The organism is Aeromonas enterica, from assembly GCF_054052465.1.
Window position 1 is genome coordinate 24574 of sequence record NZ_JBSTYL010000002.1, and the last position, 12461, is coordinate 37034.

Below are 12461 nucleotides of genomic sequence, written 5' to 3' on the forward strand. Positions count from 1 at the left end.
TCAGCCTCGTATGGTGTCAGAGGAGTCAGCCATGGTGCAGTTAGCTAAACATATCGTTATTCTTACCGGTGCCGGGATCTCTGCCGAATCTGGCATCAAGACCTTTCGTGCCTGCGATGGTCTGTGGGAAGAGCACAGAGTGGAAGATGTGGCGACTCCGGAAGGGTATGCACGGGATCCTGCTCTGGTACAAGGTTTCTACAACTCGCGCCGCCATCAGCTGCAACAGCCGCAGATCCACCCCAACCCGGCCCACTATGCACTGGCCCGCCTCGAACGCCTGCTGCCGGGCACTGTCACCCTGGTGACCCAGAATATTGACAACCTGCACGAGAGCGCGGGCAGCAAGAACCTCATCCATATGCACGGCGAACTGCTCAAGGCCCGTTGCCCCGAGTCCGGTCAGGTGATCGCGTGGCGCGGTGATCTCCATCAGGATGAACTCTGCTCTTGCTGCCAGTTTCCTCAGCCGTTGCGTCCTCACGTGGTCTGGTTTGGCGAGATGCCGCTGGGGCTGGATCGTATCTACAGCGCCTTGGCCCAGTGCGATCTCTTCATCTCCATCGGCACCTCGGGAGCCGTCTATCCCGCCGCAGGTTTTGTGCATGAGGCCGGGTTGAACGGTGCCCATACCATAGAGCTCAATCTGGAACCGAGCGAGGTGGGTAGCCAGTTTGACGAGAAGCGTTATGGGCCGGCCTCCTTGCTGGTGCCCGCTTTTGTCGATGAACTGCTTGAACAGATGGGGATCCACCAACCAAAAGTCATCGAAGGTGAAAACTGGATGGTGATGCGTTAAACATCACCATAATATTTGCGCCTCAATTTATTTTCTCCCAAACTACATGAAGATAGTGTTCTTTATGTTGCAGAGGGGGATGTCTCATGCGCTTTATTTATGGAATTTTATTATTGTGGGCCGGGACACTGTGGGCTGTAGAACCAACTTCGTTGTTGGTTCTTAAAAATGGTGAGCATGAATATCCAATCAGCCGCGCCGAGCTGGATGCTTTACCACAAATCGAATTTTCGACAACAACGCCTTGGTCTGATGGGCTACATACATACCGTGGCCCTTTGTTGACATCCTTGTTGAAAAACCATGGTATTCAATCACAGAAAATGATGTTGATTGCGTTGGATGAATATTCCCAACCACTTGATCTTGAAAAATTCAAGGGTGTTGACGTCATCTTGGCAACAAGTGAAGATGGGCGTCTGCTTTCAAGGCGCAGCCGTGGCTATGTATGGGTCATGCTGCCATTATCCCGCTATCCAGAGTTAGATCATACTGATACCCATGCTCTTATGGTATGGCAGTTAACTCGTATTGAGTCGCAGCCATGATGAATCGTTTGGCATATTATTTATTGCTTGCCTTGATTAGTCTTCTTTTCGTTTTTACATCTATTTTTACCATCCAGTTACTGGGAAGAAATGAGTTATTGGTGGATAACTTTTATCGGGTCTCTCACTGGAATATTAGTCAAGTTGAATATGAAATGAATAAATTCAGATTGGAGCTGAAACTCTATCGCATAGGGGGTGCTGATTTTGATGCATTAAGTCGACAGTATGATGTGTTGTGGACTAGATTAGAAACCTTTCTTGAGGGGGATGAGAGTCGTGTAGCCAGAGAACGTTTTGAACTCACTCCTTTACTGAATAGTTTGCTTCAGGATATTGCTCTTATTCAATCACAAATGGATCAGGGTGTTTTAAACGATTCCCGATTGCTTGATGAGCTTGAGCATAGATTGGCAAGTAAAGAGAAGCTTCTGCATCTTAAGGTATTACAGGTTTTTCAACGCCCGACCCAGATTGTTATCATAGAGCAACAACGACAGACTCTGCGTTGGCTCATGTGGGGACAATTAGGGTTGCTGGCGAGTGGACTTGTATTGGTGTTTGCTTTGGTCCGGGCGTATCTAGCCAATTATCGTTTGGCACGTCGTGATGCTTTGACCGGATTGGGTAACCGACGCGCATTAATCGAGCAACTGAAACACCAACTCGGTGGGTGTCTTATATTGATCGACCTCAAGCATTTTAAGCAGATCAATGATCAGCTTGGCTATCAATATGGTGATAAAGCGTTGATGGAAATGGGGCTCCGGCTGGAGTTATTCAACATGGCTGCTGCTTATCGCCTGGGAGGTGATGAGTTTGCCATTTTGCTTACACCGACTCCTGACGAAATGGCTTTGCAGAAGTTGCTATACAAATTGCTGGCGGAAATACCATTTGAATGCAGCAATGGCAACCTCAAATTTAGGGTTGAGGGCCGAGTCGGCGTAGCAATTGCGGGAGAGGGGGAAATATGCGGTGAGTTGTTGCTCTCTCGTGCGATTTTTAGTCTGAATAGAGCTAAGTTATCGGGACAGGATATCGTACATTTTCACGCTGCTTTGCATGCAGACCTAGAGGCTGCGCGAGTTCGTAGCGAGCTGTTAAGGGATCTTGAGTCCAATGTTGACTGGCCTTTAAATCTGCTCTGGGTACAGATTGACGATATTTTGGGCACCCCCTGTTTGGTCAGACCTGAGCTGTCATGGAGAAAAAGTGGTGATGTTTGCTCATGGGAGTGGCTTGATGAAATCGGGTTGCTTGAGCCAGTGTTGAGTGTTGTGTGCAAGCGTTGGGAGGATGAAGTTGCATCTCGATTGTCTCTTCTATTCCCCTGCTTGGGGCCACGGCTCTGGACGTTGTTAGAGGCATTTGGAGTAGCAAGCGAAAGTGTGCTGCTGGTGAAAGACAGTGTTCTCTTTGAGAGTGAACAAAACAGGAAGGCGATCGTGGCAAGGGGTAGCCAGCTGGTTGTTGCAGAACTGGGTACCCATACCATCGAGTTGCTACGGACAGGATGGCCATTACGGTATTGGTGGCCTGATCGGCACTGTTGCATCAAGTCCGAGTTGCTGCAAACCCTTGCCTCAGAGCTTGGTCTGGTTGTTCTGGCGTCTGACTCTGAATGTATGTCCGTTAACCCGGTAGTGGTGCGCAGGAGTGCCGGATCACCAGATCAGGTTCCAATGTGATCACTCTTCCTTCCTCCGGCTCGCCATTTATTCTGGCTAACAGCCGGGTGACGGCGAGGCGCCCCAGCTCCTCCTTGGGCTGGTTGATGGTGGTGAGCGGCGGCGAAAGGTATTGCGCCAGCGCCACATTGTCGTAGCCGACGATGGAGATATCCCGCGGTATCACAATGCCAACCTGATGGGCAGCACTGATGGCCCCCATCGCCATCATGTCGTTGCAGACAAAGAGGGCGGTAGGGCGCGCAGGGAGGGCCAGCAGACGCTCCATGGCGGCAAAGCCGCTGGCGCAATCAAAATCTCCCTCCTGGATCCACTCCTGATTGACGGTGATCCCTGCCTCCTGCAACGCCTGCTCAAAGCCTGCCTGCCGCTGGTTGGCGGGGGCGCGGCTCTGGGGGCCGGTGATGCAGCCAATGGCGGTATGACCCAGCTCAATCAGATGGCGGGTGGCAAGATAGCCGCCGTGGAAGGAGTTGTCGGCGATGATATCCACATCCTCGCTGACCAGGCCCCAGTCCATTACCACCACGGGCAGGCTCTTGAGCCAGTCGAGTTGGTTGAATACCTCTTGCTGCCCCTCGCTGCACATGATCAGCAGGCCATCGACCCGCTTGCGCAGCATCATTTTCAGGTAGGAGAGGGCAGTCTCGGTCTGACCCTCGGTGTTGCCCAGCATCAGGTTGTAACCCTGCTCGAAACAGTAGCGTTCCACTCCGCGCACCACCTCGGCGAAGAAGGGGTTGCTGGACGTGGTGACCAGCATACCGATGCTGTTGGTCTCCTTTACCTTGAGGCTGCGAGCCACCAGGCTCGGGGCATAGTTGAGGTCGCGCATGGCGGCGAAGACCCGCTCCCTAGTCTCCTCGGCCACGAAGCGGGTCTCGTTGATGACGTGGGAGACGGTAGTGGTAGAGACGCCCGCCAGTGCCGCCACCTCCTTGATGTTGGCCATCAGTGCCCCTGCGCAGTTTGAGCAAGCAGGAAGGCCTCTACCTCTTCCTTGCTCGGGATCGAGCTCTGGGCCCCGAAGCGGGTCACAGAGAGGGCAGCCGCGCCGTGGGCAAAGCGCACCGCGGCCTTGAAATCGGCACCGGCCAGCTCGGCAGCCAGCAGGGCGCCGTTGAAGGTATCGCCTGCGGCAGTGGTGTCCACGGCTTCGACTCGAAAACCCGGGATGAGCTGTTGCTGCTGAGCGTTGCTGCAATAGACACCCTGCGAGCCCAGGGTGATCATCACATCGCTTATGCCCATCTGGTGGAAACGGTCGGCGGCCTGGGTTGCGCTCGCCTTGTCGGTGACCTTGATGCCGGTCAGCAGCTCGGCTTCGGTCTGATTGGGGGTGATGAGATCCACCAGCGCCAGCAGTTCGCTAGAGAGCGGACGAGCGGGCGCCGGGTTGAGCACCACCCGGGTGCCGTGGGCGCGGGCCAGTCTGGCGGCTTCAAAGACGCTCTCGAACGGCACTTCCAGCTGCAGCAGCAGGGTATGGGCGTTGGCAATCAGGGCTTCATGGCGCTTGACCATGGCAGGGGAGAGGGCGCCATTGGCTTCGGCGGAGATGCCGATGCTGTTCTCCCCCTCGTCGCTCACATAAATGATGGCGATGCCGGTAGGAAGCTGCTCGTCGAGCTCCACCGCGCTGACGTCTATGCCATCTTTGGCAAATCCTGTTTTCATCTGCTGGCCGATGGCGTCATCGCCGATGCGGGCGATAAAGGCGACGGGGGCGCCGAGGCGCGCGGCGGCGACCGCCTGATTGGCCCCCTTGCCACCGGGGACGACTTGATAGCTGTGGCCGGTCAGGGTTTCACCGGGGCGAGGAAAGTGGGGAACACGCAACACATGATCCGCATTGACACTGCCCAGAACAACGAGACGATTCATTCTTATCACCCTTGATTTGGAACATCTTGGCTTGAGTGGGCCCAAGCCAAGCTGCACGGTTAATCGTATACAGGGGCGAAGGGGGAGGCGAACCTCCCCCCGTCAACTTACTTGCTGACCACTTGCAGCGGGACCGGTATGGATTTTTCCACCGGCTGGCCCTTGAGCACCTTGTCGGCAGTTTCCACGCCGATGGCACCGATCAGAGCGGGCTGCTGGGCCACTGTTGCGGCCAGTTTACCCTTGGCCACGGCGGCCTTGCCATCGTCAGTGCCGTCGAAACCGACGATCATCACCTCTTTGCCAGCGGCTTGCACGGCGCGGATGGCACCCAGTGCCATCTCGTCGTTCTGGGCGAACACGGCCTGCACGGTCGGGTGGGCGGCCAGCAGGTTCTCCATGACGTTCAGACCCTTGGTACGGTCAAAGTCGGCGGGCTGGGAGGCCAGCACTTCCAGCTTGTTGGCGGCCACGGCCAGGGCGAAACCTTCGCCACGGTCGCGGGCAGCCGAGGTGCCGGCGATCCCTTCCAGCTGAATCACCTTGGCACCGGCCCCCAGTTTCTGGGTGATGAAGTCACCGGCCAGTTTGCCGCCGGCCACGTTGTCGGAGGCGATGTGGGCCTTGACGTCACCCTGGGCCGCGCCGCGGTCCAGGGTCAGCACAGGGATGTTGGCCTTGTTGGCCAGGCGGATGGCGTTGCCCACGGCCTCGGAGTCGGTCGGGTTGATCAGGATGGCATTGACCTTGCGCACGGTGAGGTCCTCCACGTTGGAGAGCTCCTTGGCCGGATCATTCTGGGAGTCCAGCACCACCAGCTCGTAGCCGAGCTCCTTGGCCTTGGCTTCAGCCCCTTCCTTCATGGTGACGAAGAAGGGGTTGTTGAGGGTGGAGACCACCATGGCCAGGGTGTGATCGGCTGCCTGGGCAGTGCCCAGCACGGACATGATGGCGGCAGCGAGCAGGGTATTGAGCTTTTTCATCATTTCATTCCTTGTGTGTGCTTACTTGCTTTTGTTATCGATCATCACGGCGAGCAAGATCACGCTGGCCTTGGCGATCATCTGGTAATAGGACGAGACGTCGAGCAGGTTGAGGGCGTTGTTGAGAAAGCCGATGATGAGAGCCCCGATCAGGGTTCCCATGATGCGGCCCTTGCCCCCCATCAGGCTGGTGCCACCCAGCACCACGGCGGCGATGGCATCCAACTCGTAGCCCATGCCGGCGGTCGGCTGGGCGGAGGAGAGGCGGGAGGTGACGATAAGCCCTGCCAGCGCAGAGAGAGCGCCGCACAGACCATACACCGCCAGCTTCACCCTGGCCACATTGATGCCGGAGAGGCGGGTGGCTGACTCGTTGCCGCCCAGGGCGTAGATGTAACGGCCGAGACGGGTGTGGTTGAGCATGAACCAGGCCAGCAGGAAGACGATGGCCATCAGCCAGATGGGCACCGGCAGACCAAACAGGTAACCGGTACCGAGCCAGGCGAAGTGATCGGCGCCATCACTGAAACCGGTGGAGATGGGACGACCCTCGGTATAGACCATGGTGATACCGCGCAGGGCGGTCATGGTGACCAGGGTGGCGATAAATGCCTGCACCTTGCCCTTGGCAATGATAAGGCCGCTGACGCCGCCAAGCAGGGCACCGGCCCCCAGAGTGAGGGGCACCACCAGCCAGATCGGCAGCTCCATGGCGACCATGGTGGCAGCCAGCGCGCCGCACAGGGCCAGTACCGAGCCGACCGACAGATCGATACCGGCGGTAAGGATAACCAGCGTCATACCGACCGCCATGATTGCGTTGACCGAGGTCTGGCGCAGGATGTTGAGCAGGTTGTCGGCGGTGAAGAAGTTGGGGCTCAGGAAGGAGACCACACCAATCAGGACCAGCAGCGCGACCAGGGATTTGTTCTCGATCCACCACGCCTTGCTCATGACGCCACGGCGGGAAAGGGTTTGGGTTGTCATTGGGATGCCTCTTGCTCTGCTTGCCACTGTTTACCGACTGCCGCCGCCATCAGCTTCTCCTGATTGGCATCGCGGGTGTTGAACTCTGCGCTGATGCGCCCTTCGTGCATCACCATGATGCGATCGCTCATGCCGAGCACTTCTGGCATTTCGGAGGAGACCAGAATGATGCTCATCCCCTCCTTCTTGAACTGGTTGATCAGCTGATAAATTTCCTTTTTCGCCCCCACGTCGACGCCGCGGGTCGGCTCGTCGAGGATCAGCACCTTGGGCCTTGTCAGCAGCCCCTTGGCGATGGCCACCTTCTGCTGGTTGCCGCCGGAGAGCAGCTTTATCAGCTGATCCTGACTCGGGGTCTTGATGTTGAACAGGCGCACATAGTCGCTCACCGCCTGCCGCTCGGCCTTGCCGTCAATCTTGCCGTTGCGGATGAACTCGTCGAGGGCGCACAGACTCATGTTCTCCCGCACCGACAGCTCCAGCACCAGGCCATCGCCTTTGCGATCTTCGGAGATATAGGCGATGCCGGCGGCCAGACCATCGGCCGGGCTTTTGGGCACCAGAGCATGACCGTCAACTTGCACTTCACCGGCGCTGATGGGGCTGGCGCCATAGATAAGCTTCATCAGCTCGGTACGGCCGGAGCCCATCAGGCCGCTAAAGCCCAGAGTTTCCCCCTGACGCAGGGAGAAACTCACCCCGCGCACGCCGGGACCGGCCAGATCCTTCACCTGCAGGCTGACGGGGCCAAGCTCGCGCTCAAGGCGCGGGTACTGCTCTTCCAGCCGGCGGCCCACCATCATCTCGATGATCTTGTCTTCATCCAGATCGCTCACCGCCTTCTCGCCAATCCACTTGCCATCGCGCAGCACAGTGACCCGATCGCAGATCTCGAAGATTTCTTTGAGACGGTGGGAGATATAGACGATGCCGCAACCCTGCTCACGCAGCTCGCGGATAACCTTGAACAGCTGCTCGGTCTCGGTATCGGTCAGCGCATCCGTGGGTTCATCCATGATGATGACGCTGGCATCGAATGACAGCGCCTTGGCGATCTCCACCATCTGCTGTTCGCCAATGGAGAGATCCCCAAGCCGGGTATCCGGACCATGCTTGACGCCAAGTCGCGCCAACAGGCCGCTTGCCCGCTCGCGCAGCTGTTTGTGGTCGATGCTGCCAAAACGGGTACGGGGTTCACGGCCGAGGAAGATGTTGGCGGCAATAGACAACTCCGGCAGCAGGTTCAGCTCCTGGTGGATGATGCTGATCCCCTGATCCTGAGAGTCGCGGGGGCCCTTGAAGTGAACCGGCTGGCCGCGGTAGCTGACGCTGCCCGCATCGGCCTGATAGATACCGGTCAGCACTTTCATCAGGGTGGATTTGCCGGCGCCATTTTCACCGAGCAGGGCCATCACCTGGCCCGGATAGACCCGCAGACCCGCTTCGTCGAGGGCGCGCACACCGGGGAAGGTTTTGACGATCCCGGTCAGCTCCAGAATGGGTGAGAGGGGGGAGGTTGTGCTCATTTGCAGCTTCCTTGAAGAGGCTTAAAACGCCACACCGGCGCAGAGAATAATGTTGGCGTAGGGGGTGACCTCGCCGCTGCGTACCACAGCCTTGCTCTGGCGGGAGCGGGTCTTGAACGCCTCGTGCAGGCAGTACTCGATGGCGATGGGTTTGCCTTGGGCAGCGGCGTGCGCCTCCAGCTGATCGACCAGCGCCTGATGGGTAGCGGGGCTGATCAGTTTTATCTCGCTTGCCATGATCACTTTCTCCACCACCAGATCGGTGAGCAGGGCGGTCAGCACAGTTGCAAGGCTGGGGGTACCCGCTATCAGCGCCAGATCGATGCGCTCCGGCCCTGCCGCAATGGGCAGGCCCGCGTCGCAGACGGTGATCTCGTCGGTGTGACCCATCCGTGCCACCAGGGCACTCAGGGGAGCATTGAGCAGTACGCCTCGTTTCATACAGCACCTCGGCAGGCTATGCCCGCGTATCTGATGTTAGCTAGGCAACCGGTTACGCAACCGGTTGCGTCATGAGATGGAAGATAGGCGCTCAGGCGGTTTTGATCCACCAAGAGATGGCAGAAATGTGAAAACGATCTCAATGCGGGGCAAACATAAAGTACAAATGGGGCCAGCAGAGCGCTGGCCCGCAGGGGATTAAACGATCAGCGCCTGTTGTACTGCGGGACGGGCCAGCACCCGCGCCGTGTGGGCGGCCACCCTGGGGAACTCGTCGATGGCGACCCCGTCACTCTTGAGCCAGCTGGCCACCACGTACAGGTAGATGTCGGCCAGGCTGAAACACTCTCCCAGCACCCAGGGGCCGATCAGATAGTGGCGTTCAATCTCGGCAAAGCCATCGCGCATGTTTTGCGGCACCTTGGCTTGCATGGCGGCGATGGCCTGTTCGTCATCGGCCCAGCGACTGCCACGGCGACCGTGGGCATGGGAGACGTGAACGGTAGAGGCGAGGAAGCTGTTCACCTCCTGCATGCGGGCCAGCAGGAAGGGATCGTCCAGCGGTGCAAGCCGGGCATCCGGGAAGCGCTGCGCCACATAGAGCAGCAGGGCCGGGGTTTCGGTCAGCACGCCGCGCTCGGTCACCAGCGCCGGCACTCGGCCTTTGGGATTGATGGCGAGGTAGGCGGGGGAGCGCTGCTCGCCGCTGGCGAAGTCCACGCGCCTTATTTGGTGAGGTGCGCCAGCCTCCACTAGGGCGATACGAACCGCCATGGCACAGGTGCCGGGGGTGAGGTAGAGGGTCAGTTCTGACATGGTCGATATCCTTTATCGAACGAGGGTGCATGAAATCCGCCGCCCAATGAGCTAGCTGGCGGCGCTTTGGGCATCCTACCCCCATGCGTCAGGGGAACCAAGCGGGTATTGCGAGTCAGGTGGGCGAGTGGGCCGGGGAACCCGGCTTTGTCCGGAAAAATGCCACGGCTCCCTGTGAAATCAATGAGTTTCTGAACGGCAGATAACAGGAAAAACGGCTACGCATGCCGGGTCAAATCGCTATAATGTGCTCCCTGAATAGCAGTTTTTCGGATGTTGGATAGTCAATTGAGTAACAAAATGCGGATAGGTGGTTCCCTCGAACAATCCCTGAGTCAGGGATATCGTCTCGACCTCAAGGGGGTATTGCAGGAGAGTTGGCAACAGACGCGGCGCACCGGTTTCGGCCTGTTGCTGGCCATCGTCGGTGTCACGGCCATCTGGATATTGCTGAGCAATACCCTGCTGGCACCCTACCTCAATCAGGAGGGGGGAATGGACATAGCCCTGGTGCTGAGCCTGCTTATCACCATCATGATGTCGCCCATGACCTCGTCCCTCGACATGCTGGGATTGCAGCAGTCGGTCGGGGTGCGTGCTCGCCCGAGCCAGGTATTCGATTTCTTTCGCCACTTCCTGCGTCTCGGCAGCCTGAGTCTGCTGGGCAGCATGCTCACCAGCCTGTTCGGCCCCCTGTTTGAACTGGTGGGACTGCCGGTGGTGCTGGCCTTCATCCCGTCTGCGTTGATCGGCATGGGACTGGTGTTCTCGGTGCCGCTGGTACTGGAGCGCGGCCTGTCGCCGGTGCAGGCCATTCTGGTGTCGCTCAAGCTGTTTGCCCGTGGCTGGCCCAGCATAGTGCTGCTGCACGGTGTCATGCTGGCGCTGTTTTTCCTGGCGCTGATCCCCATGGGATTGGGCCTTGTCTGGGTGGCTCCCCTCTATTTCAACTGCAAGGGGATCCTCTATCGGGATCTGTGCGGGGTCGCGGTCGAAGTGACGGAAGTGAGCGAAGGCCCCGATCATTTCAACGCATAGCGAGCCTGAGGCCAGACGATGGCACAGGCACATTTCACAGCGCAAGACGAGTGCGCGATGCAAAAGGACGGCATATGAAGAGGACTCGACATGGCGTGGCGGCAGGCTTGCTGCTGTTGCCCACCCTGGGCTTGGCACAACCTTCACTGGATCTGCAGTACAGCACCTTCTACAGCCAGATGAAGACCTTCGCCAAGGGGGAATTTGGCCACGCCAGGCTGGGGTTTTACCTGACCGATCAGCAAAATGGCCAGCGCTGCCTGCTCACCTCGGCCCGCGTCTCGACCCAGGATCGGGACGTGGCCGCCGAGGTGACGGTAGACAGCGAGCTGCGGCTGCCCTACGACGATGATCTCAATCTGGACAAGGCGACCGTGGTGGTGGGCTTGACCGAAGCGCACACGGCCTGCGATCTGTCGGTGCAGGTGATGGCCGATGTGCAGCCCGTGTCTGGCAGCCAGTGGGATCTCGAGGTGGCCGAGGTGGCCAAGCGTCAGCAGGATATGCAAGCTCTGCTCAGCAAGTTGGCCGGCATGGTCGGCAAGTATTTCCTGCCCGAGATGGCGGGTGTGCGGGTGACCCTGGTACAACCGACGGGCACTGCCTATCTGGTCGATGGTGCCCGCCAGCAACCGCTCCCCTGGCAAGGGGGGCAACTGCTGCTCAGCAATGTGCAGCTGGCGGATTTTGCCGCGGGCAAGCTGCAACTGCAGGGCGACATACTGCGACTGACCCCCTGGTTGCACAAGGAGTAAGCCAGCCGCTTGCCTGTGAGATAAAAAAAGGAGCGCCGGGCGCTCCTTTTTTGTTGCTGTGGACTTGTGTCTATCGTGCTTAGCGCACTTCAATCACATCCAGCATGTCCATCTCGTCGATGTCCAGCAGCGGCGCCTTGGGCAGTTCAGGCGGATCAAATGCCTTGTCACCACCATCTATGATGCCGGAGTCGCGGTTGATGCTCTTGAAGTCAAACAGCTTGTGATCGAGCAGGTGGCTCGGGATCACGTCCTGAATGGCGGTGAACATGGTCTCGAGACGACCCGGGAAGCGGCGATCCCAATCCTGCATCATCTGCTTGATGGCCTGACGCTGCAGGTTCTCCTGCGAACCGCACAGGTTGCACGGGATGATGGGGAAGGCCTTGACCTCGGCATAGCGCACCAGGTCTTTCTCCTTGCAGTAGGCCAGCGGGCGGATCACCACGTTCTTGCCATCATCGCTCACCAGCTTGGGCGGCATGGATTTGAGCTTGCCACCGTAGAACATGTTGAGGAACAGGGTCTCGAGTATGTCGTCCCTATGATGACCGAGGGCAATCTTGGTGCAGCCCAGCTCCTGGGCGGTGCGATAGAGAATGCCACGGCGCAGACGGGAGCAGAGGGCACAGGTGGTCTTGCCTTCCGGCACCTTGTCCTTGACGATGGAGTAGGTATCTTCCTCGACGATTTTGAAGTCGACGCCCAGGGTGGCCAGGTATTCCGGCAACACGTGCTCGGGGAAACCGGGTTGCTTCTGATCTAGGTTGACGGCCACCAGATCGAAATGGATAGGGGCGCTCGCCTTCAGGCTCATAAGGATGTCGAGCATGGCGAAGCTGTCCTTGCCACCGGACAGGCACACCATGATCTTGTCGCCCTCTTCAATCATGTTGAAGTCGGCGATGGCCTGACCTATGTTGCGCCGCAGGCGCTTTTGCAGTTTGTTGAAACTGTATTTATCTTTGGCGTTCAGCTCTTCTAGCATGCTCG

At 58.3% G+C, this 12461-nt stretch carries 13 protein-coding genes; 5 read left to right on the forward strand and 8 right to left on the reverse strand.

The annotated features are described in order from the left end of the window. The first annotated feature begins 31 nt into the window (after nucleotides 1–31). The 3 genes from cobB (at nucleotide 32) to ACW5XD_RS02320 (ending at nucleotide 3038) form a co-directional block, all read left to right on the forward strand. A complete protein-coding gene (gene cobB, locus ACW5XD_RS02310; RefSeq protein ID WP_456493441.1) occupies nucleotides 32–799 on the forward strand; it encodes a Sir2 family NAD+-dependent deacetylase in 768 nt (255 codons plus the stop codon). A gap of 86 nt (nucleotides 800–885) precedes the next feature. Continuing rightward, nucleotides 886–1347: a hypothetical protein gene (locus ACW5XD_RS02315; RefSeq protein ID WP_456493442.1), complete on the forward strand. Its 462-nt coding sequence runs from the start codon at nucleotides 886–888 to the stop codon at nucleotides 1345–1347. Then, nucleotides 1344–3038, forward strand: a complete 1695-nt coding sequence (locus tag ACW5XD_RS02320) for a GGDEF domain-containing protein (RefSeq protein WP_456493443.1) — start codon at nucleotides 1344–1346, stop codon at nucleotides 3036–3038. Before ACW5XD_RS02315 ends, ACW5XD_RS02320 begins: the two co-directional genes overlap by 4 nt. Here ACW5XD_RS02320 and ACW5XD_RS02325 read toward each other — a convergent pair. The 7 genes from ACW5XD_RS02325 to ACW5XD_RS02355 form a co-directional block, all read right to left on the reverse strand. Further along, entirely contained in the window at nucleotides 2983–3990 is a 1008-nt protein-coding gene (locus ACW5XD_RS02325) for a substrate-binding domain-containing protein (RefSeq protein ID WP_456493444.1), read from the reverse strand. The genes ACW5XD_RS02320 and ACW5XD_RS02325 overlap by 56 nt on opposite strands. After that, the gene (gene rbsK, locus ACW5XD_RS02330; RefSeq protein ID WP_456493445.1) at nucleotides 3990–4922 is read right to left on the reverse strand and encodes a ribokinase; all 933 of its coding nucleotides are present in this window, start codon (nucleotides 4920–4922) and stop codon (nucleotides 3990–3992) included. Before rbsK ends, ACW5XD_RS02325 begins: the two co-directional genes overlap by 1 nt. A 107-nt stretch (nucleotides 4923–5029) precedes the next feature. Further along, nucleotides 5030–5905 carry a ribose ABC transporter substrate-binding protein RbsB gene (gene rbsB, locus ACW5XD_RS02335; RefSeq protein WP_456493446.1) on the reverse strand — a complete coding sequence of 292 codons (876 nt, stop codon included), beginning with the start codon at nucleotides 5903–5905 and terminating at the stop codon, nucleotides 5030–5032. 21 nt (nucleotides 5906–5926) lie between these two features. After that, nucleotides 5927–6892 carry a ribose ABC transporter permease gene (rbsC, locus tag ACW5XD_RS02340; RefSeq protein ID WP_456493447.1) on the reverse strand — a complete coding sequence of 322 codons (966 nt, stop codon included), beginning with the start codon at nucleotides 6890–6892 and terminating at the stop codon, nucleotides 5927–5929. Continuing rightward, nucleotides 6889–8418: a ribose ABC transporter ATP-binding protein RbsA gene (gene rbsA / locus ACW5XD_RS02345; protein ID WP_456493448.1), complete on the reverse strand. Its 1530-nt coding sequence runs from the start codon at nucleotides 8416–8418 to the stop codon at nucleotides 6889–6891. The genes rbsC and rbsA overlap by 4 nt, the downstream gene beginning before the upstream one ends. A 21-nt stretch (nucleotides 8419–8439) precedes the next feature. After that, nucleotides 8440–8859 (reverse strand): D-ribose pyranase, encoded by a 420-nt coding sequence (gene rbsD, locus ACW5XD_RS02350; RefSeq protein WP_456493449.1) that lies wholly within the window; start codon nucleotides 8857–8859, stop codon nucleotides 8440–8442. 198 nt (nucleotides 8860–9057) lie between these two features. Beyond that, complete coding sequence (locus ACW5XD_RS02355) at nucleotides 9058–9675, reverse strand: glutathione S-transferase family protein (RefSeq protein WP_456493450.1); 618 nt, start codon at nucleotides 9673–9675, stop codon at nucleotides 9058–9060. A 300-nt stretch (nucleotides 9676–9975) separates the two neighbouring features. Between ACW5XD_RS02355 and ACW5XD_RS02360 the strand changes: the two genes are divergently transcribed. Both ACW5XD_RS02360 and ACW5XD_RS02365 read left to right on the forward strand, forming a co-directional pair. Continuing rightward, the gene (locus ACW5XD_RS02360) at nucleotides 9976–10713 is read left to right on the forward strand and encodes a hypothetical protein (RefSeq protein ID WP_456493744.1); all 738 of its coding nucleotides are present in this window, start codon (nucleotides 9976–9978) and stop codon (nucleotides 10711–10713) included. A gap of 74 nt (nucleotides 10714–10787) precedes the next feature. Continuing rightward, on the forward strand, nucleotides 10788–11468 hold the full coding sequence (locus tag ACW5XD_RS02365) for a DUF2987 domain-containing protein (protein WP_456493451.1): 681 nt from the start codon (nucleotides 10788–10790) through the stop codon (nucleotides 11466–11468). Nucleotides 11469–11547: 79 nt separating this feature from the next. Here ACW5XD_RS02365 and ttcA read toward each other — a convergent pair whose 3' ends face one another. Continuing rightward, nucleotides 11548–12456: a tRNA 2-thiocytidine(32) synthetase TtcA gene (ttcA, locus tag ACW5XD_RS02370; RefSeq protein WP_456493452.1), complete on the reverse strand. Its 909-nt coding sequence runs from the start codon at nucleotides 12454–12456 to the stop codon at nucleotides 11548–11550. Nucleotides 12457–12461 lie beyond the last annotated feature (5 nt).